The sequence below is a fragment of the Cellulosimicrobium sp. GQ32 genome (assembly GCF_059758455.1).
Map to the genome: position 1 here is coordinate 302,288 of NZ_JCAXEP010000003.1, position 19,272 is coordinate 321,559.

16 protein-coding genes and 1 riboswitch are annotated in these 19,272 nt (G+C 76.3%); of the genes, 9 read left to right on the top strand and 7 right to left on the bottom strand.

The features are described from left to right. Nucleotides 1–10: 10 nt before the first annotated feature. Nucleotides 11–1,399, top strand: coding sequence for a uroporphyrinogen-III C-methyltransferase (cobA, locus tag AC6CH9_RS07435; RefSeq protein ID WP_498154335.1), 1,389 nt, complete (start codon nt 11–13; stop codon nt 1,397–1,399). A gap of 71 nt (nt 1,400–1,470) precedes the next feature. On the opposite strand, the gene AC6CH9_RS07440 is transcribed toward cobA, so the two are convergent. Continuing rightward, on the bottom strand, nt 1,471–2,088 hold the full coding sequence (locus AC6CH9_RS07440) for a LuxR C-terminal-related transcriptional regulator (RefSeq protein ID WP_156186385.1): 618 nt from the start codon (nt 2,086–2,088) through the stop codon (nt 1,471–1,473). A gap of 77 nt (nt 2,089–2,165) precedes the next feature. Beyond that, a complete protein-coding gene (locus tag AC6CH9_RS07445) occupies nt 2,166–3,587 on the bottom strand; it encodes an ATP-binding protein (RefSeq protein WP_498154336.1) in 1,422 nt (473 codons plus the stop codon). 136 nt (nt 3,588–3,723) lie between these two features. On the opposite strand from AC6CH9_RS07445, the gene AC6CH9_RS07450 reads away from it, so the two are divergent. Then, a complete protein-coding gene (locus AC6CH9_RS07450; RefSeq protein WP_498154337.1) occupies nt 3,724–5,502 on the top strand; it encodes a PspC domain-containing protein in 1,779 nt (592 codons plus the stop codon). Then, the gene (locus tag AC6CH9_RS07455) at nt 5,502–6,077 is read left to right on the top strand and encodes a hypothetical protein (RefSeq protein WP_498154338.1); all 576 of its coding nucleotides are present in this window, start codon (nt 5,502–5,504) and stop codon (nt 6,075–6,077) included. Before AC6CH9_RS07450 ends, AC6CH9_RS07455 begins: the two co-directional genes overlap by 1 nt. 182 nt (nt 6,078–6,259) lie before the next feature. Here the strand turns inward: AC6CH9_RS07455 and AC6CH9_RS07460 are convergent, their stop codons facing one another. After that, the gene (locus AC6CH9_RS07460; RefSeq protein WP_197088800.1) at nt 6,260–7,033 is read right to left on the bottom strand and encodes a hypothetical protein; all 774 of its coding nucleotides are present in this window, start codon (nt 7,031–7,033) and stop codon (nt 6,260–6,262) included. Between the two features lie 180 nt (nt 7,034–7,213). On the opposite strand from AC6CH9_RS07460, the gene AC6CH9_RS07465 reads away from it, so the two are divergent. After that, entirely contained in the window at nt 7,214–8,374 is a 1,161-nt protein-coding gene (locus AC6CH9_RS07465; RefSeq protein ID WP_498154339.1) for a glycosyltransferase family 4 protein, read from the top strand. A 4-nt stretch (nt 8,375–8,378) separates the two neighbouring features. On the opposite strand, the gene guaA is transcribed toward AC6CH9_RS07465, so the two are convergent. Beyond that, nucleotides 8,379–9,992, bottom strand: a complete 1,614-nt coding sequence (gene guaA / locus AC6CH9_RS07470) for a glutamine-hydrolyzing GMP synthase (protein WP_498154340.1) — start codon at nt 9,990–9,992, stop codon at nt 8,379–8,381. Nucleotides 9,993–10,035: 43 nt separating this feature from the next. After that, nucleotides 10,036–10,761 carry a thiamine phosphate synthase gene (gene thiE / locus AC6CH9_RS07475; protein ID WP_498154341.1) on the bottom strand — a complete coding sequence of 242 codons (726 nt, stop codon included), beginning with the start codon at nt 10,759–10,761 and terminating at the stop codon, nt 10,036–10,038. Between the two features lie 52 nt (nt 10,762–10,813). Continuing rightward, a riboswitch (TPP riboswitch) is annotated at nt 10,814–10,893 on the top strand. A gap of 4 nt (nt 10,894–10,897) precedes the next feature. Between thiE and thiO the strand changes: the two genes are divergently transcribed. The 3 genes from thiO to AC6CH9_RS07490 are packed head-to-tail and all read left to right on the top strand — an operon-like array spanning nt 10,898 to nt 13,362. Further along, nucleotides 10,898–12,271 (top strand): glycine oxidase ThiO, encoded by a 1,374-nt coding sequence (gene thiO, locus AC6CH9_RS07480; RefSeq protein WP_498154342.1) that lies wholly within the window; start codon nt 10,898–10,900, stop codon nt 12,269–12,271. A gap of 5 nt (nt 12,272–12,276) precedes the next feature. Then, entirely contained in the window at nt 12,277–12,510 is a 234-nt protein-coding gene (gene thiS, locus AC6CH9_RS07485) for a sulfur carrier protein ThiS (protein ID WP_498154343.1), read from the top strand. A 9-nt stretch (nt 12,511–12,519) separates the two neighbouring features. Next, nucleotides 12,520–13,362 (top strand): thiazole synthase, encoded by an 843-nt coding sequence (locus AC6CH9_RS07490; RefSeq protein WP_498154344.1) that lies wholly within the window; start codon nt 12,520–12,522, stop codon nt 13,360–13,362. Nucleotides 13,363–13,916: 554 nt separating this feature from the next. Here AC6CH9_RS07490 and AC6CH9_RS07495 read toward each other — a convergent pair. Together AC6CH9_RS07495 and AC6CH9_RS07500 are read right to left on the bottom strand one after the other, a co-directional pair. After that, nucleotides 13,917–15,185: a ThiF family adenylyltransferase gene (locus AC6CH9_RS07495; RefSeq protein WP_498154345.1), complete on the bottom strand. Its 1,269-nt coding sequence runs from the start codon at nt 15,183–15,185 to the stop codon at nt 13,917–13,919. After that, nucleotides 15,182–15,622, bottom strand: a complete 441-nt coding sequence (locus AC6CH9_RS07500; protein ID WP_472864229.1) for a DUF3817 domain-containing protein — start codon at nt 15,620–15,622, stop codon at nt 15,182–15,184. Before AC6CH9_RS07500 ends, AC6CH9_RS07495 begins: the two co-directional genes overlap by 4 nt. Before the next feature lie 124 nt (nt 15,623–15,746). On the opposite strand from AC6CH9_RS07500, the gene AC6CH9_RS07505 reads away from it, so the two are divergent. Beyond that, on the top strand, nt 15,747–17,540 hold the full coding sequence (locus AC6CH9_RS07505) for an ABC transporter transmembrane domain-containing protein (protein WP_498154346.1): 1,794 nt from the start codon (nt 15,747–15,749) through the stop codon (nt 17,538–17,540). Beyond that, entirely contained in the window at nt 17,537–19,270 is a 1,734-nt protein-coding gene (locus tag AC6CH9_RS07510; RefSeq protein WP_313663515.1) for an ABC transporter ATP-binding protein, read from the top strand. The genes AC6CH9_RS07505 and AC6CH9_RS07510 overlap by 4 nt, the downstream gene beginning before the upstream one ends. The last annotated feature ends 2 nt before the right edge of the window (nt 19,271–19,272 follow it).

The following is a 19,272-nucleotide window of genomic DNA, read 5'->3' on the forward strand; positions in this document are numbered from 1 at the left end:
GCTGGACGCCGTGACCGCACCCGAGCACGAGACGTACCCCCTGGGCCTGCGTCTCGACGGCCGCCGGACCGTCGTCGTCGGCGGCGGTCCCGTCGCGGCGCGGCGCACGCGCGGCCTCCTCGACGCGGGCGCCGTCGTGTCGGTCGTCGCGCCGTTCGTGTGCGAGGACCTCGCGGAGCTGCTCGCGGTCCACGGGGCCGAGGACGCGGGGGGCGCCCACGGTCACGCGGGCGCGCCCCGGGACCGCGGCGCGCGGTTGTCGTGGGTGCGGCGCGACTACCTCACGGGCGACCTCGACGGCGCGTGGCTCGTCCACACCGCGACCGGAGACGCGCACGTGGACGCCGAGGTCGCCGCGGACGCCGAGGCCGACCGGGTCTTCTGCGTGGCCGCGGGCGACGCGGACCTCGCGACCGCGTGGGTGCCCGCCGTGGCGCGTACGCGCGTCCCGAGCACGGTCCCGGACCACCCGGCTCCCGCCGTCTCCCGCGACCAGGGCGCGGAGATCACGGTGTCGGTCAACGCGGGCCGGGACCCGCGCCGCGCCCAGCGGGTGCGCGACGCCGTCGCCGCGCTGCTCGAGGCGGGCGAGCTCCCGCTCCGGGCCGTGCGCCCAGCACGGTCCACGGGCGCCGGCGACGCCCACCTCGCCGGCGCCGTCTCCGGACCGCTCGTGCGGTCCCTCGGGACGGTCGCGCTCGTCGGGGGCGGCCCCGGCGACACCGGACTGATCTCCGTGCGGGGACGCCGCCTCCTCGCGGAGGCGGACGTCGTCGTGGTCGACCGGCTCGGGCCGCGCGGCCTGCTCGCCGAGCTCGGCGACGACGTCGAGGTCGTGGACGTCGGCAAGACGCCGGGCCACCACCCCGTCCCGCAGGCGGAGATCAACCGGATCCTCGTGCACCACGCGCTCGTCGGGCGGCGGGTCGTGCGGCTCAAGGGCGGCGACCCCTACGTGTTCGGGCGCGGCGGCGAGGAGCTCGACGCGTGCCGCGAGCACGGCATCCCCGTGGAGGTCGTGCCGGGCGTGACGAGCGCCGTCTCCGTGCCCGCCGCGGCGGGCATCCCGGTGACGCACCGCGGCCTGTCGCGCGGGTTCACCGTGCTCACCGGGCACGAGGACGTGGGCAAGGTCCCCGCCGCGAGCGACCACACGGTCGTCCTGCTCATGGGCGTCTCGCGGCTCGCGGAGACGGCGGCCGCGCTCGTCGCGCAGGGCCGCTCGCCGCAGACGCCCGTCGCGGTCGTCGAGGACGGCTACGGCCCGCGCCAGCGGACCACGGTCGGCACGCTCGCGACCATCGCCGACCGCGCCAGCGACGCGGGCGTCCGCCCCCCGGCGGTCACGGTCGTGGGCGACGTCGTCACCCTCTCCCCCGCCTGGCCACCGACCCCCTGATGCTGTGGGCGTGCGACGGGCCCGTTCTCGGTCGAGAACCGGGCCCATCTCATGCCCACAACGCCTCGGGGCTACAGGAGGCGGCGCTGGGCCGCCCAGCGGGTGAGCTCGTGGCGGGACGAGAGCTGGAGCTTGCGCAGGACGGCGGAGACGTGGGTCTCGACCGTCTTGATCGAGATGAACAGCTCGGACGCGACCTCGCGGTAGGTGTACCCGCGCGCGATGAGGCGCATGACCTCCTGCTCGCGGGCCGAGAGCCGGTCGAGCTCGTCGTCGCGCACCGCGACGTCGCCCGCCCCCGTCCCGAACGCGTCGAGCACGAACCCGGCGAGGCGCGGCGAGAACACCGCGTCGCCGCCCGCGACCTGGCCGACGGCCGCGGACAGGTCCGGCCCGGAGATCGCCTTGGTCACGTACCCGCGCGCCCCGGCGCGGATGACCGCGACGACGTCCTCCGCCGCGTCGGACACCGACAGCGCGAGGAACCGCACGTCGCCGAGCAGGTCGGCGCAGCGCTGGATGACCTCGGCGCCGCCGCCCCCGTTCCCGCCGGGCAGGTGCACGTCGAGCAGCACGACCGGGGGCCGCAGCTCGTGCACGCGCGCGACCGCGGACTCGACGTCGTCCGCTTCCCCCACCACGGCGACGAGCGCCGGGTCGAGGCTCGCGCGCACGCCCGCCCGGAACATGTGGTGGTCGTCGACGAGCACCACCGGGACGGGGCCGGTCGCAGGGACGCCGTCGGCGGGCGTGCTGGGGATGGTCGTCACGGGTCCTCCTGGTTCGACGGCGTGCTCGAGGGCGGGCGGGCGGGCTCGGGCTCTGCCGTCACGGCCCGGGGCACGCGCAACCGTACCTCCGTGCCCCACCCCGGCCTGCTGATGATCTCGGCCCTGCCGCCGCGCCGCTGGACCCGGCCGAGGATCGACTCCCGCACGCCGAACCGGTCCGGCGCGACGTCGTCCATGTCGAAGCCGTCCCCGCGGTCGCGCACGAACACCTCGACGGCGGCGTCGCTGACCTCCAGGTAGACCGAGTAGGGCGGCCCGCCGTGCGCGACGGCGTTGACGAGCGCCTCGCGCGTCGCCTGGAGCAACGCCGCGGTCTCCTGGGTGGGCGTGCAGTCCCCCACCACGACGACGTCCACGACGACCGGACCGGGGTCGGCCTCGCCGGCCACCCCGCCGCCGGTCGACCCGACGGGCGCCCCGATGGGCTCCGCACGCCGGCCCACGCGCCCGTCCTCGACCTCCGCGACGAGCCCCCGCAGCTCGGCGGCGAGCGACGTCCCGGGCGAGGGTCGGTCGTCGTAGAGCCACTCGCGCAGCTCGCGCTCCTGGGCGCGCGCCAGGCGCGCGACGGTGTCGGCGTCCGCCGACCGCGCGCGGATGAGCGCGAGCGTCTGGAGCACCGAGTCGTGCAGGTGCGCGGCGATGTCGGCGCGCTCGGCCTCGCGGGCGCGCGCGGCGCGCTCGTTCCCGAGCTCCCGCACGAGCTTGAGCCACCACGGGGCGAGCACGATCGCGACGCCGGCGAGCACCGCGACCGCCGCGACGGCCGCGCGCACGATCTGCGTGGGCCGCGCGTCCTGCCCCACGAGGAGGACGATGCCCACGAGGACCAGCACCACCCCGCCCGCGATGCGCAGGACGCCCGCCGGCGTGCGGCCGCCGGCCCGGGTGAGGAGCCGGCCGCGCTCGACGGCGTCGAGCTGGCTCCACGCGAGCGCCGCGCCCGCGAGCGCGATGAGGACGGGGATGACCCAGGAGACCTCGACGTCGACGCCGGTCCGCAGCGCCACGAGCAGCGCGGCGCCGCCCAGCAGCACCACGCCGATCGCGACGTCGCGCACGGGGAGCCGGCGCACGCTGCCCTGGAGCCGCGGCGCGAGGCGCGACAGCGACGCCGGGCGCTGCTCGTCGCGCGCCGCGGCCGGGTCGCCGGACGGCACCGTGAGCCACCAGAACACGTAGAGCGCGACGCCGGCGCCGCCCGCGAGCCCGAGGAACGCCATCACGAGGCGCACGACCCCGACGCTCACGCCCAGGTGCGCCGCGAGCCCCGCGCACACGCCGGCCACCCATCGGCCGCGCTCGGGGCGGCGCAGCGGCAGGTCGCGCGGTCGGGAACCGGACCCGGCACCGGTCGGTGCGCCGGGCCGCGGGCCGGGACGGGCAGGAGTCGTCACCCCCCGATCGTCACACGTCCCGCGCGCCCGGAGCGTCCCCGGACGGGGAAACCAGGGTCGCGCGGCGGCCGGTTCAGGGTCGGGTCAGGGTGGCACCCGATACCGGCGACGCGGCGCCGAGGCCAGCATGGTGGTCATGAGCACTCCCGACCTTCCCGGACCCGGCACCCAGCCCGGGCCTTCCGGCGGCGCCGCCGACACGTCCGGCGCACAGCCGGGCACCGTCCCTCCCGGGGCGAGCGGTCCCCGCCCCGCGTGGGGCGGCCCCGCCGGCCCGACCGACCCCGGCCAGAGTCCGCCGCAGGGCCCCCCGCAGGGTCCGCAGCAGGGCCCCGGCGCGACCCGCCCGAGCGGCACCGACGGCTTCTTCGACGCCGTCCGACGCGTGGGCATCTACCGCGGGGACGACCGGTGGATCGGTGGTGTCGCGTCCGGCGTCGCCGAGCGGTTCGGGATCGACCCGCTCATCGTGCGCGGGCTCCTGTTCGTGACGTTCTTCCTCTCGGGCGCCGGGCTCGTCCTGTACGGCGCCGCGTGGGCGCTGCTCCCGGAGCGCCGCGACGGTCGCATCCACCTCCAGGAGGCGTTCCGCGGCAACGTGGACGTCGCGCTGCTCGGCGCGGCCGCGTTCGTCGTCGTCGGGTTCTCCTGGGGCGGCGGCTGGTGGTCGTGGTGGGACGCGCTCCACCTCGGGTGGCTGACCGGCCTGTTCTGGGTCGCGGCGTTCGTCACCGTGGCGGTCGTCGTGGTCTCCGCGCTCACGCAGCGCGGCCCCCGGGGACCTCAGGGCACGCAGCCGCAGGCTCCCCCGTGGTCGGGCGGCCCGGGCGCTCCCGGCGCCGGTGGTCCCGGGACCACCGAGCACGGCCCCGGCGGGCCGGGCGCCGGTCCCGCCGGACCTGGCTACGGTCACGGTGGACCTGGCTACGGTCCGGGCGCACCGGGCCACGGTCCCGGCGCTGCCGGTGGCGGCCCCACGCCGACCGACGCCCCGTGGGGCTCCCCCGGGACGCCGTCGGGTCCCGCGCCGTCGGGGCCCCAGGACCGGGTGACCTGGTCCGCCGAGGCGAGCCCGTACGCCTCGACCGCCCCGGGCGTCACCGCGCCCCTTCCCCCGTACGCCCCGGGCGCACCGCTCGGCGCGCCCCCCACCGTTCCGCAGCGGGCGCACCAGGGACCGCGGAACCCGTCCGCGCAGCAGCCCCCGAGGCCTCCGCGCGCCCCCCAGCCGCCGAAGCCCCCGCGACCGCGGGGTCCCGGGGCGACCACGACGGGCGTGGTCGTCGGCCTGAGCCTCCTGCTCGGCGCGTTCCTCCTCGTCGTCGAGCGCCAGGGCGAGCTGCCCTGGCCCGTGTTCCTCACCTGGGCGGGGCTGTCCGGGATCCTCGCGGGCCTCGCGATCGTCGTGAGCGGCCTGCGTGGGCGCACGAGCGGCGGCCTCGGGTGGCTCGCGGTGCTCCTGCTGGTCGTCGCCCTCCCTGCGTCCGCCTGGCGGTCGGCCCCGTTCACGTTCTTCCTGGACGACTCGGTACGGACCGTCACGGACGGCACGCACCGCGTGACCGACCCGGACGTGGCCGAGGAGGGGTTCGGCGTGACGTTCGGCGACCCGACGATCGACCTCTCCGGTCTCGACCTGTCCGACGCGTCCGGCACCTCTCCCGTCGAGGTCCCGATCCAGCTCGGCGCCGGGGACGCGACCGTCGTCGTGCCCGACGGCGTCCCGGTGCGCGCGGAGGTCCAGGTGCTCGCGGGGAACGCCCGCTGGCACGTCGACGGTGACCGGCAGGAGATCGGCGGCGTCAGCACGCAGCCGGTCACGTTCGACAACGACGAGGTCCAGTCCGGCGACGACCCGCTGCTCGTGCTGCGGGTCGAGGTCGGCGCCGGCCAGATCACGATCGAGGAGGACTGATGAACGACTCAGCACGCCGCGACGACGACACGCGGCCGCTCGGCGACGAGCTGTTCGACACCCCGCAGGCCCGGGACGCGGAGGCGGACGCCCACCCGACGGTGCCGCTGTCCACCGAGCCTCCGGCCACGGAGCCGCTCGCCGCGCGGTCGGTGTCCGACCCGCGTCCCACGGAGCCCCTGCCCGCCGCGCGGGCGCAGGACGGGGAGACCTCCGTCCTGGACGTGCCCGGACCGGCAGCCCCCGCGCACCCGCTCGCAGCTCCCGGTGGCCCGACGACGTCCGGCCCGACCTCCGGCGCCGTCCCGCCCGCAGGGCCGTCCCTCCCGGGGACGTCCACGACGCCCACCGCGCCCGCCGCACCCGTCGAACCCCCGCCGCCCGTCCGGCGCGGCCCTCGCGTCTCCACGATCGTGTGGGGATTCGTCATCGTCGCGTTCGGCGTCGTCGTCCTCGCCGCCGCGCTCGGCGCGCGCGTCGACCTCGGGCTGGCCACGATCGTCGTGCTCGCCGCGGCGGGTCTCACGCTCGTGGTCGGGTCGATCGTCTCGGGGGCCCGGCGCCGACGAGGCTGAGCCCGGTCCCGCCTCCCTCGTGGGCGACCGCGGGCGAGAGACGGCGGGCCGAGACACGGCGAGGGGCCGTGGCACGTGTGCCACGGCCCCTCGCCGTGTCCGAGCGACGCCGCCCCTCGCGCTCTCCCCGGTGCGACCCGGCGGGAACGGGTCCTCGGCGTCCGGACGGACGGCCGGGACGATCAGGGGGTGGGCTCGTCACCCCGGCGCTCGGGCGGGGTGCCCGTGGGGCCGGTCGTGGGCGTCGTGGTGTCGGGCGACGCGGCCGGCGACGCCCCCGGGGCGGACGGGGTGCCCGTCCCCGCGGCGCCCGTCGGCTCGACCGGCGTCGCGGCCGCGCGGGCCTCGGCACCGGGCGTCGAGAGCGCGGACGTACGGCCCGGCGCCTCGACCGGGCGCGTGGGCTCGGGGCGGACCGGCGGCGCGGTCGGCGCGGGCTCCGCGTGCGAGGGCGCGGCGTGGCGTCCCGCGTCCGACAGGTCGCCCGACGACGTGTACGCGCCCGGCGTCTCGACCGCGACGCTGGGGCCGCCCGCGAGTCGCCGCAGCGCGATGCCGACGAGGATGAACAGGATGCCGAGCCCCATGACCAGGGCGCACACCCCGAACGCGACGACGGACGTGAACAGCGACGCCCGCAGGAACGACGCCGTCATGACGGTCTGCCGGGTCGGGTCGTCCTGGTCGAGCTCGGCGTACGTCTGGCCGCCGCTCGCCTCGAGCGCGTGCTTGTTGATGACCTCGGCCTGCGCGTACGCGGTGAGCGGCCCGTTGACGTGGCGGCCCGCCAGGAACGACGCGTCGTCCGAGACGGTGATCTCCTCGGCGGACAGCTGGTTCGCCACCACGATCCAGGTGCCGATGCCCGCGAGGAGGAGGACGATGCCGGCGATGATCGACACGAGGCCGATGCCCCGCGCCCCCTTGGCCGGTGTGACGGTGACGGTGCTCGACATGGCGCGTTCTCCCCTTCGTCAGGACCCACCTGCTGCCGCACCACGGTCCGCGACCCGCGGGCGCGGGTCCGCCGCAGGGCGGTCGAACCACCCATACGGGACCCACGCTAGCGACGACGACGACGGACCGCGCGGCGAACGCGCGCCTCAGCGCCATGCCCGGATGGGAGGATGCCGTCCGTGCGCATCACCCACCTGACGGACTGCTACCTTCCCCTGCTCGGCGGGATCGAGACCCAGGTCGCGCGCCTCGCGCAGCAGCAGGCGGCCGCCGGTCACGACGTCACGGTCGTCTGCACGACGCCTGCGCGCCCCGGCGCGCACGGCGTCACCACCGAGCAGGACGGGGAGGTCACCGTCCACCGCCTCGCCGCGCGCGTCCCGGGCGGCTACCCGGTCCACCCGCGCGCGCCGCACCACGTGGCGCGGATCCTGCGCGCGGACCGGCCCGACGTCGTGCATCTCCACATGGGCGTGCTCACGCCCTCGACCCAGGCGTCGCTGCGCACGGTCGTGCGCGCGGGGCTGCCCGCGGTGCTCACCGTGCACAGCGTCTGGGGTGGGGCGGAGAGGGCGTTCGCCGGGCTCGACCGCGTCGTGCGGTGGTCACGCTGGCCCGTGCTGTGGTCGGCGGTGAGCGAGCTGACGGCCGCTCCCCTGCGTCGCATCGTCGGCGACCACGGCGAGGTCGTGGTGCTGCACAACGGCCTCGATCTCGACGCGTGGCGCGTGCCACGCACCGAGCGCGCCGACCGCATGGAGGGCGCGGCCGTCCACGTCGTCGCGGCGACGCGGTTCGCGCCGCGCAAGCGCGTGCTGCCGCTCCTCGAGGTCGTGCGCGACGCCGTCGCGCGCCTCCCCGAGGGCGCGCTCCACGTGACGCTCGCCGGGGACGGCCCCGAGCTGGCCGACGCGCGGCGCTTCGTCGCGGAGCACGGGCTGGGGTCCGTCGTGTCGCTCCCCGGCCGCCTCGACGCGACGGGGCTCAAGCGGCTCTACGCGCGCGCCGACGTGTTCGCCGCGCCCGCCGTCGAGGAAGCGTTCGGGATCGCGGCGCTGGAGGGCCAGGCCGCCGGGCTCGCCGTCCTGACCCGCTCGCAGTCGGGCGTCGCGGAACGCCTCACGGACGGCGTCGACGCGCTCGTCGCGGACGACGACGCCGGGCTCACCGACGCGATCGTGCGCCTCGCGACCGAGGACGGTCTGCTCGACCGGATCGTCACGCACAACCGCGACGTGCCGTCGTCGGCGGGCTGGCCGCGCGTGCTCGCCGACGTGGAGCGGGCATACGGACGGGCCGCGACGATCGCCGTGGATCGTCGGGCCCGTCCGTCCCGCTAGGGGGTCACTCCCACTCGATGGTGCCCGGGGGCTTGCTCGTCACGTCGAGCACGACGCGGTTGACCTCGGAGACCTCGTTGGTGATGCGCGTCGAGATGACGGACAGCACGTCGTAGGGCAGGCGCGTCCAGTCCGCCGTCATCGCGTCCTCGGACGAGACGGGGCGCAGCACGATCGGGTGGCCGTAGGTGCGGCCGTCGCCCTGGACGCCGACCGAGCGCACGTCGGCGAGCAGCACGACGGGGCACTGCCAGATCTCGTTGTCGAGTCCCGCCTTGGTCAGCTCCTCGCGCGCGATCGCGTCGGCGGCGCGCAGCGTCTCCAGGCGGTCCGCCGTGACCTCGCCGACGATGCGGATGCCGAGGCCGGGACCGGGGAACGGCTGGCGGGCGACGATCTCCTCGGGCACGCCGAGCTCGCGGCCGACGGCGCGGACCTCGTCCTTGAACAGCGTGCGCAGCGGCTCGACGAGCGAGAACTGCAGGTCGTCGGGCAGGCCGCCGACGTTGTGGTGGCTCTTGATGTTCGCCGCGCCCTCGCCGCCGCCGGACTCGACGACGTCCGGGTACAGCGTGCCCTGGACGAGGAACTTGACCTCGGCCCCGTGCTCGCCCGCGTCCTCGACGATCTGGCGCGCGGAGTCCTCGAACACGCGAATGAACTCGCGGCCGATGATCTTGCGCTTGGTCTCAGGGTCGCTGTGCCCCGCGAGCGCGGTGAGGAACCGCTCCTTCTCGTCGCGGATCACGAGGTTGACGCCGGTCGCCGCGACGAAGTCGCGCTCGATCTGCTCGACCTCGCCCGCGCGCATGAGGCCGTGGTCCACGTGCACGCACGTGAGCTGGTCGCCCACCGCGCGCTGCACGAGCGCCGCCGCGACCGCGGAGTCGACGCCGCCGGAGAGCGCGCAGATGACGCGCGCGTCGCCGACCTGGGCGCGGATCGCCGCGACCTGGTCCGCGATGACGTTGCCGGGCGTCCAGTCCGGGGCCAGCCCCGCGCCGTCGTACAGGAAGTGCTCCAGCACGGTCTGGCCGTGCGCGGAGTGCTTGACCTCGGGGTGCCACTGCACGCCGTAGAGGCGGCGCGACGTGTCCTCGAACGCCGCGACGGGCGAGCCGGCCGACGTCGCGAGGACCTCGAAGCCCTCGGGCGCGCGGAGCACGGCGTCGCCGTGGCTCATCCACGTGGTCTGGTTCTGCGGCGTGCCGTCGAGCAGCACGCCCGCGGCGCACACCTCGACCTCGGTGCCGCCGTACTCGCGCAGGCCCGTCTGGGCGACCTCGCCACCGAGCGCCTTCGCCATGGCCTGGAAGCCGTAGCAGATGCCCATGACGGGCACGCCGGCGGCGAACAGCGCCGGGTCGACGAACGGGGCGCCGGTCGCGTACACCGACGACGGACCGCCGGAGAGGATGATCGCCACCGGGTCCTTCGCGAGCATCTGCTCGACCGTGAAGGTGTGCGGCACGATCTCGGAGTAGACCTTGGCCTCGCGCACACGGCGCGCGATGAGCTGCGCGTACTGGGCGCCGAAGTCGACGACGAGCACGGGGCGCGGGGTCGCGGCGACCTCGGCGGTGGTGGGGGTGTCGGGAGCGGTGGCGGGTGACGTCACCGCTCCAGGATAGTCGCCGCGCGGCGCGGTCCCGTCCCGCGTCTCAGGCGCCGGTGGGCTCGGCGGCGCGCTCGGCCGCTCGCTCGGCGACCCGCCCGCGCAGCACCCGGGCCGCGGCCTCCGGGTCCGGCGCCTGCGTGATCGCCCGCACCACGACGACGCGGTCCGCCCCGGCGTCGAGGACGGCGTCCAGCCGGTCCGCGTCGATCCCGCCGATGGCGAACCACGGGGTGGCAGGACGCGTCGCGGCGACGTCGCGCAGCAGGTCGAGCCCGACGGCGGCGCGGCCGGGCTTGGTCGGCGTCGCCCACAGGGGGCCGACGCAGAAGTAGTCGACGTCCGGGTCCGCCTCGGCGGCGGCGGCCTGGTCGGCCGAGTGCGTCGACCGGCCGAGCACGGGGCCGCCGCCGAGCAGGGCTCGCACCGCAGGGACGGGCAGGTCACGCTGCCCCATGTGCACCACGGGCGCCCCGGTCAGCCGTGCGACGTCGGCCCGGTCGTTGACGGCCCACAGCGCGCCGTGCTCCGTCGCGACCCGCGCGACGAGCTCCTGGAGCTCGAGCTCGCGCGCCGCGTCGAGCGTCTTGTCGCGGAGCTGGACCACGTCGACACCACCGGCGAGCGCCGCCCGGAGGAAGTCCTCGAGGTCGCCGCGCTCCTCGCGCGCGTCGGTGCACAGGTAGAGGCGCGCGTCGGCGAGGCGGGTGCGCGCGGCGTCCGGAGCCGGCAGCGCGTGGGTGGCGGGAGTGGCGAAGGTCTCGGGGCTCACCCGCCGGAGCCTAGCGTCGGCGTGCCCGGGGCAGGCGGTACTGTGGCCGACAGCACGGGAGCCCCGCACGGGGCTGAGAGGGCGTCGGAGCCGACCGTCGAACCTGATCTGGGTCATGCCAGCGAAGGGAGCGCGCATGCACACCCCTGTCCGTCCTGGGCCCCGCTCGCCGGGAGCCGGTCCTGCCCTGCCCGACGGCGCGCGCGACGTCGTCGTCGTGGGTGGCGGGATCGTGGGGCTCGCCGTGGCGTGGCGCGCCGCGCGTGCGGGGCTGACCGTCACGGTGCTCGACCCGTCGCCGGGCGACGGCGCGACGCACGCCGCCGCCGGGATGCTCGCCCCGGTCACCGAGGCCGACTTCGGCGAGGACGACGCGCTGCGCCTGCACCTCGCCGCCGCCGCGGCATGGCCCGGCTTCGCGGCCGACCTGCACGCCGCGACCGGTGCCGACGTCGGCCTGCGCACCGCGGGCACCCTCACGGTCGCGTACGACGGCGACGACCTCGCGCTGCTCCGGCGCCTCCTCGCCCTCCACGCCGCGCACGGCCTCGCGTCGCACGAGCTCACGGTGGCCGACGCGCGCCGACGCGAGCCCTACCTGGGCCCGAGGGTCGCGGGCGCGGCCTGGGCCCCGGCCGACCACGCGGTCGACCCGCGTGCGACGCACGCGGCGCTGCTCGGCGCGCTCGGCGGGCGCGCCGGGCCGAGGGCGCTCGCGGGCGCGGACAGCGGTGCCGAGATGCGCGCCGCCGTCGTGCGGGCGACCGCGACGCGGCTCGCGCTCGACCCCGCCGGGCGGGTCGTCGGGGTGCACGACGACGCGGGCCGGCTCCACGCGGCGGGCGCGGTCGTCGTCGCGGCGGGCTGGGAGTCCGGCGCGCTGCTCGCGGACGTGCCGGGCGTCGTCGTGCCGACACGGCCGGTCAAGGGGCAGACGCTGCGCCTCGACGCCGGACCGGACCTCGCGCTCGAGCACGTGGTGCGCGGGGTCGTGCAGGGGCGGCCGGTGTACGTCGTGCCGCGCGACCCCGTACCCGACGGACAGGGTCACGGCTGCGCGGGGCACCGCGAGGTCGTCGTCGGCGCGACGACCGAGGAGAACCCCGACGACCGGCGAGCGACCGCGGGCGGCGTCTTCGCCCTGCTGCGCGACGCGCGCGCCCTGCTGCCCGGGATCGACGAGGCCGCGCTCGTCGACGTGACGCCCCGGGCGCGCCCCGCGACCCCGGACAACCTGCCGCTCGTCGGCCCGACCGGCGTCCCGGGGCTGCACCTCGCGACCGGGCACGGGCGCAACGGCATCCTGCTCGCACCGCTCACCGCCGACGCGGTCGTCGCCGGCCTCACCGGCACCCCGCTCCCCGCCGACGTCGCCGCCGCCCTCTCCCCGACCCGCACCGACCGCTTCGCCGAACCCGGGGCTGTCCCCCGGTTCGCATCGGATCCGGGGAACGACCCCGGGTTCGGCGCCGGCCGGTCGGCCGACTTTTCCACCACGACACCGAGGTGATTCCCGTGATCGCACCCGCTCCGACCGCGCTCGTCAACGGCGAGCCGTACCCGCTCGACGCCCCCGTGCACCTCGAGCAGCTCGTCGCGGCGCTCGTGCCCGCGTACGTCGCCGACGGGACGCCGCAGGGTGTCGCCGTCGCGGTGGGCGACGCCGTGGTGCCGCGCGGCTCGTGGGCGACGACCGTCGTCGCGCCCGGCGACCGCATCGAGATCGTCACCGCCGTCCAGGGCGGCTGAGGAGGACCCGTGACCACGACCGACATCTCCCCCGCGCCCGCGAGCCGACCGTCCGACGGCGACGACCCGCTCGTCGTCGCCGGCACGACCATCGGGTCGCGCCTCGTCATGGGCACCGGCGGGGCGGCGAACCTGCTCACGCTCGAGGACGCGCTCGTCGCGTCGGGCACCGCCCTGACGACGGTCGCGATGCGACGCGTCGCCGTGCGCGCCGGCGGGGAAGCGAGCCCCGACTCGGGGATCTGGGCGCTGCTCGCGCGCCTCGGCATCCGCGCGCTGCCCAACACGGCCGGGTGCTTCTCGGTGCGCGAGGCCGTGCTCACCGCGCACCTCGCGCGCGAGGCGTGCGGCACCGAGTGGGTCAAGCTCGAGGTGATCGCCGACGACGTCACGCTCCTGCCTGACCCCGTCGGGCTCGTCGAGGCGGCGGAGCAGCTCGTGCGCGACGGGTTCGTCGTGCTGCCCTACACGAACGGCGACCCGATCCTCGCGCGCCGGCTCGAGGACGTCGGGTGCGCCGCCGTCATGCCCCTCGGTGCGCCGATCGGCACGGGCCTCGGCATCCTCAACCCGCGCAACATCGAGGCGATCGCCGCCGCGGCCCGGGTGCCCGTGATCCTCGACGCGGGGATCGGCACGGCGTCCGACGCCACGCAGGCGATGGAGCTCGGGTGCGACGGCGTCCTGCTCGCCACCGCCGTCACGCGCGCCGCCGACCCGGTCCGCATGGCGCACGCGATGCGCCTCGCGGTCGACTCGGGCCGCCTCGCCGCCGGCGCCGGCCGCATCCCCCGCCGCGAGGGCGCCCTCGCGAGCTCGTCCCCGCAAGGCCGCCTCGACCTCGCCCTCTGACCACGAGGGGCAACCCTGGTAGACCGAGGCAGAACCCCGGTCGCGCGAGGTAGAACCCTGGTCACGCGAGGTAGAACCCTGGTCACGCGAGGTAGAACCCTGGTCACGCGAGGTAGAACCCTGGTCACGCGAGGTAGAGCCCTGGTCGCACGAAGTAGAACCCTGGTCGCACGAAGTAGAACCCTGGTCCGCGAAGTAGAACCCTGGTCCGCGAAGTAGAACCGGGGTCGTGCCCGACGGCGGCCGCCGGGCCGGCGGTCAGGTCCCCGACTTCGAACGACCACGCGGGCGATCGCCCAGGTGCGGGAGGACCGGGGTGAGACGGCGCAGGGCGGGGTGGGTGGTGGTGCCGCGTCGTGGCGGGCCTGGCGGGAGCCGCGAGGAACGAGCGGCGGATGGTAGACGCGGCACCACCACCCACCCCGCCCACCCAGGCCAACCACACGCCGTCGAGCACAAGAACCACAGTTCTACCTCGCGCGACCAGGGCTCTACCTCGCGCGACCAGGGCTCTACTTCGTGCGACCAGGGCTCTACCTCGCGCGACCAGGGTTCTACCTCGGTGGGGCGGCGGCCGCGAGGGCGTCGAGGAGGGCGGGGACGCCGCCGACCACCGAGCGGGCGTCGATCCCCGCCGCGCGGGCGACGTCGGCGACGCGGGCCGAGCGGGCGCCGACCGCGCACAGGACGAGCACGGTTCGGTCCGTCGGGAGGGCCGCGAGCGCCGCGGCGGGGTCGCCCGTGAGGAACGTCCCGCTCGGCACGAGGGTCGACCCGGGCAGGGGGCGCACCTGCGCCTCCCAGTCCTCGCGCACGTCGAGGAGGTACGGCGCCGCACCGTCGTGACCCAGCAGGGCCGCGGCGTCGTGGGCGGCGACGTCGCGCTCCCCCGCGACCGGCCTGGTGCCCGACGTCGCCGGAGCGAGCCCGCAGAACGCGGCGTAGGAGTCGTCGCTCGGCAGGAGCGCGGTGACGGGGTCGCGCGTCGGGTCGGCGCGCACGGTGAGCTGTCGCCACGAGAGCTCGAGCGCGTCGTAGACGGCGAGGCGACCGAGCAGCGTCGTCCCGGCACCGGTGACGAGCTTGATCGCCTCGGTCGCCATGACGGAGCCGACGGTCCCGCACATCGCGCCGAACACCCCGCCGGTCGCGCAGTCGGGCGCGGCACCGGGCGGCGGCGGAACGGGGAAGACGTCGCGGTACGTGACGCCGCGCCCCTCGCCGTCCCCGGGGCCGACGGGAGCCGCGCCGCCCGGGAGCGGGACGTCGTCGGGCGCCGCGAACCGCGGCGCGCCCCAGAAGACGCTGACCTGTCCCTGGAAGCGGTAGATCGAGCCCCAGACCACGGGGAGGCCGAGGACCTCGGCCGCGTCGGAGACGAGGTAGCGCGTGGGGAAGTTGTCGGCGCCGTCGAGCACGACGTCGTAGCCGCGCAGCACGTCGAGCGCGGTGTCCGCGTCGAGGCGCAGCGCGTGCTCGACCACCCGGACGTGCGGATTGACGTCGGCGATCGCGTCGCGCGCGGAGTGGACCTTGCGGCGTCCCACGTCGGGGCCGCCGTGGATGACCTGGCGCTGGAGGTTGGACGTGTCGACGACGTCGTCGTCGACGATGCCGATCGTCCCGACGCCCGCGGCGGCGAGGTAGAGCAGCGCGGGGCTGCCGAGGCCGCCCGCGCCGACGACGAGCACGCGCGCGGCGGCGAGGCGACGCTGGCCCTCGGGGCCCACGCCGGGCAGGGCGAGGTGGCGCGCGTACCGCTCGAGCTCGGCGGTGGTCAGCTCGGGACCGGGCGCGACGAGGGGCGCGAGGGCCGCCGTCATGACGCGTACTGCTCCTCCAGGACGGCGAGCTTGGCCTCGGCCTCGGCGTGCACCTTCTTCTCGAGGATGAACGACATGACCGGCACGACGCCCGCGAAGACCATGGTCGCGAGCCGGCCCCAGCCCCAGCGCATCTTGGTCCACAGGTCGAGCACCGTGACGAGGTAGACCACGTAGATCCAGCCGTGCGCGAAGGGGATCCAGGAGACGTACCGCATGATCCCGTCGACGTCGACGAACTGACCGACCCCGTACTTGACGAGCATCTCGACGCACAGGACGAGCAGCATGACACCCGTGATGATCGCGAGGACCCGGTAGCGAGCGAGCGCGCCGCGCGCCTTGCGGATCGCGGTGCGCGCGGCCTCCGTGCTCGGCGTGGCCACGTCGGCGGGCGCGTCGGTCGGGGTGGGCGTGGCCGGGTCCTGCGTGGTCATGGGAGAGGTCCTCGTTCCGGGCGAGACGGCCGCCGCGGTCCCTGCCGCGCGCGGTGGCGTGCGACGCGGTCGCAGCGGTTAAAGCGTCGCCGCGTGTCGGACGCCGAACCTAGGGTAGAACACCGTGCGACCCCTCCCCCTCCCCGACCCGGGGACCCCCGACCTGCGCGGACCGACGCGCTACCTGCTCTGGCTGGCCAGACGCCAGTGGACCGTGCTCACCGTCTCCGTGCTGCTGGGCCTCGCCAACTTCGCGTGCCAGGCGTTCCAGCCGTACATGCTCGGCCGCGCGCTCGACGAAGGGCTGGCCGAGGGGTTCGGGCCGGAGCTGTGGCGCTGGGCGGGCCTCCTGCTCGCGCTGGGCCTGGGGATCGTCGTCACGGGCGTGACGCAGCACCGGTTCGACATCGCGAACTGGCTGCGCTCCGCGCTCACCACGTCCCAGCTCGTGGGCGACGTCACCGCGCGCTCCGGCGACGCGATCACGGAGGAGCTGCCCACGGGCGAGGTCGTGTCGACGGTCGCGAGCGACGCCATGCGCGTCGGCCAGCTCTTCTCGATGATGGGCCAGTTCCTCGGTGCGCTCGGCGCGTACGTCGTGGTGGCCGTGATCATGCTCACGACGTCGCTCCAGCTCGGGCTCGTCGTCGTGCTCGGTCTTCCCGTGGTCGCGGCCGTGCTCGCGCTGCTCGTCAAGCCGCTCCAGCAGCGGCAGGCCGCGCAGCGCGAGGCGCAGGGCCGCCTCACGACGCTGGGCGCCGACACCGTCTCCGGCCTGCGGATCCTGCGCGGCATCGGCGGCGAGGGCGTGTTCGTCGGCCGCTACGCGCGGCAGTCGCAGAAGGTGCGCGAGGCCGGCGTGAAGGTCGCGCACACGCAGGCCACGCTCGACGCGCTCCAGGTGCTCCTGCCGGGCCTCCTCGTCGTGCTCGTCGTCTACCTCGGCGCGACGGCGGCGCTGGCGGGCGACATCACGCCCGGGCAGCTCGTCGCGTTCTACGGGTACGCCGCCTTCCTCGGCTGGCCGCTCCAGGTCGCGACCCAGATGCTCAACATCGCCACGCGCGCCCACGTCGCGTCGCGCAAGATCGTGCGCGTCCTCGCGGTCGAGCCCGCCGCGGGCGCGACCCCGGCGACCGCGCCCATGCCGCCCGAGGGCAGCCCTCTCGTCGACGAGACGAGCGGCCTCGTCCTCGAGCCGGGCCGCGTCGTCGCGCTCGTGTCCGCGGACCCCGACGCGTCGGCGGCCGTGGCGACACGCCTGGGCCGGTTCGACGACGCCGCGGAGGCCGCCACGCCCGTGCGGCTCGGCGGGACGCTCCTCGCCGACCTGGACAAGCACGCGCTCCGGCGCCGGGTCGTGGTCGCCGAGGCGACGCCGCAGCTCTTCTCGGGCGCGCTGCGCGACGAGCTCGACCCGCGGGGTTCTGCCACGGAGGCCGACGTGCTCGCCGCCGTCACGGTCGCCGACGCCCACGACGTGCTCGACTCCGTCCCCGACGGCCTCGCGGGCGAGCTGCCCGAGAAGGGCCGGTCGCTCTCGGGCGGCCAGCGCCAGCGCGTCGCGCTCGCGCGCGCGCTGCTCACCGAGCCCGAGGTCCTCGTGCTCGTCGAGCCGACGAGCGCCGTCGACGCCCACACCGAGGCACGGATCGCCGCGAGCCTCGCGGACGCCCGGCGCGGCCGCACGACGCTCGTCGTCACCGCGTCACCGCTCGTGCTCGAGCACGTCGACGAGGTCCTGCTCCTCGAGGGCGGTCGCGTCACCGCCCGCGGCACGCACCGCGACCTCGTGGACCGCGCCCACGCGCCCGGCGCCGCGCCGGACGACGACGCGGCCCGCTACCTGCGCGTCGTCGGGCGCTCGCTCGACGAGCCCGTCCTCGCCCGCACCGCACCCGAAGGAGGAGAGTCGTGAAGCTCCCTGTCGCGGACGGCCCCGCCGTCCGCGCCGCCGCCGGGCGGCTCTTCGCCCGCCACCGCGGCACGTTCGTCCTGATCGCCGTCCTCCACACGCTGGCCGCCGTCGCCGGGCTCGTCGGGCCGTGGCTGCTCGGCCGGCTCGTCGACGCCGTCACCGAGGGCACGACCTCGTCCTACGTGACGACGGTCGTCGCCGTCGGCGCGGGAGCCGTCGTCGCGCAGGCGGTGCTGCGCCGGTACGCGCAGCGCCTGTCCATGGTGTTCGGCGAGACGGTGTTCGCCGAGCTGCGCGAGGACCTCGTCGAGACGGTGACGTCGCTCCCGCTGTCGACCGTCGAGCGCGCCGGCACGGGCGACCTCGTGGCGCGCACGACCAACGACGTCGACCGGATCCAGCACGCGGTGCGCTTCGGCGTGCCGCAGCTCCTGGTGGCGGTCGTGACGCTCGTGCTCACGGTCGTGGCGTCGGTCGTCGTCGCGCCGCTCGTCGCGATCGCGCTGTTCGTCGGCGTCCCGCTGCTGGTCGTCGTCTCGCGCTGGTACCTCAAGCGCGCGTCGGCGGGCTACCAGCGTGAGGCCGCCGCGTACGCGACGCTCAACGGCACCATCACGGAGAACGTGGAGGGCGCTCGCACGGTCGACGCGCTCTCGTTGACCGAGCGGCGCAAGGCCCGCGTGCGGGCCGACCTCACCGAGGCGTACGAGTCCGAGCGGTACACGCTCGGGCTGCGCACCGTGCTGTTCCCGGGCATCGACCTCGCGATCGCGATCGCGCCCGTCGCGGCGCTCGTGTGGGGAGCGTGGCTGCTGTCGCAGGGCCAGACGACGCTCGGCGCCGTCGCCACGGTGACGACCTACGCGTTCCAGCTCGCCGGGCCGGTGTGGAACCTCATCTTCTGGCTCGACGAGATCCAGGTCGCCGCGGCCTCGTACGCCCGGATCGTCGGCGTCGCGCAGGTGCCGGGCGACCGCACCGCGACGGGCGACGTGCCCGACGGCGACCGGCTCGTCGCGCGCGACGTCGAGTACGCCTACCGCGAGGGCCACCCCGTGCTGCACGGCGTCTCGCTCGACCTCGAACCGGGCGAGCGGCTCGCCGTCGTCGGCCCGTCCGGCGCGGGCAAGTCGACGCTCGGGCGCATGCTCGCCGGCATCCACCCGCCCACGGCCGGCTCGGTCCGCTCGGGCGGCGTGCGGCTCGTGGACCTCCCGCTGGAGGACCTGCGGCGCGAGGTCGCGCTCGTCACGCAGGAGCACCACGTGTTCGTCGGCACGCTCGCGGACAACCTGCGGTTGGCCAAGGTCGACGCGAGCGACGCCGAGCTCCGCGACGCGCTCGACGCCGTGGACGCGCGCGGGTGGGCGGAGTCCCTGCCCGACGGCCTGGAGACGACCGTCGGGTCGGGCGGGCACGTGCTCACGCCCGCGCAGGCGCAGCAGGTCGCGCTCGCGCGGCTCGTGCTGCTCGACCCGCACACGCTCGTGCTCGACGAGGCGACGTCGCTCCTCGACCCGCGCGCGGCACGCCACCTCGAGCGCTCCCTCGACGCCGTGCTCGCGGGCCGGACGGTGGTCGCGATCGCGCACCGCCTGCACACCGCGCACGACGCCGACCGCGTCGCCGTGGTCGACGGCGGCCGCATCAGCGAGATCGGCCCGCACGACGAGCTCGTCGCGGCGGGCGGCGACTATGCCCGTCTCTGGCACTCCTGGCAGCAGGAGTAGAG